We start from the raw sequence: 924 nt of genomic DNA, 5'->3' as shown, positions 1-924 counted from the left end.
GTGGACTTTGCGCAGCGCCTGGAGCGCTCGTTGGGGCGCGTAGGACCCACCTTGTTCCCCTACACCACACCTGAGTCGATCTGGAACGAACACCGCGAATCCACCCGCGGGCGCGATCTGGACATCACGGGCTTGAGCTACACGGCACTGGAGATAGAACCGCAGCAGTGGCCCTTTCCAGAAGGTGCCAGCAAGGGGCGCGCCCGGCTATACGAAGACGGCGTCTTCCCCACTGCCGATGGCCGTGCGCAGTTTGCCGCCGTGCCCTACAAGCCCGTGGCCGAACCACGCGAGGCGCGCTACCCGTTCTCGCTCAACACTGGGCGCCTGCGCGACCAATGGCACGGTATGAGCCGCACCGGCACGCTGGGACGATTGTTCGGGCATGCGCGTGAGCCGGCCCTGCAGATGCACCCGCAGGACATGGCACGGCGCCTGCTCAAGGAGGGCGATCTGGTGCATGTGACCAGTCGGCGCGGCTCTATCCTGGTGCCGGTGCAAGCCAGTGCCGAGCAGGCCATGAGCCAGGTGTTTCTGGCCATGCACTGGGGTGAGGAATTCATCAGCGGGCGCAGCAGCACCGGCCAGCGTCTGGCGGGCGTGAACGCGCTGACCAGCCCGGCCTTCTGCCCGGACTCCAAACAGCCCGAGTTCAAGCATGCCGCAGTCAAAGTGCTCAAAGCCGAGCTGCCCTATTCTCTGGTGGCCATGGCCTGGCTGGCCCCCGAGCAGGTGCTGGCCGCGCGCAGCCAGCTGCAGTCGCTCATGGAGCGCTTTGCCTACGCCGCCTGCGTCCCGTTTGCCAATGCCACAGCCATGGATGGCGCGGCCGAGCGCCAAGGCCTGCTGCTGCGCGCAGCGGACCATGAAGCACCTGCACCCGATGTGCTGCAACAGATCGAAGCCATCCTGCAACTGCAAGGC

The 924-nt window shown here is 66.2% G+C and carries 1 protein-coding gene; it reads left to right on the top strand.

The window, feature by feature from the left end; translation table 11 throughout:
- Positions 1–924 (top strand): molybdopterin oxidoreductase family protein (locus AC1RMF_RS26600; RefSeq protein ID WP_493145563.1); only part of this gene is annotated, 924 nt, incomplete at both ends.

The organism is Rhodoferax sp. GW822-FHT04A08, assembly GCF_058801025.1.
The sequence above is the reverse complement of the archived record's forward strand: the minus strand, read 5'-3'. Positions and strand labels throughout refer to the sequence as shown.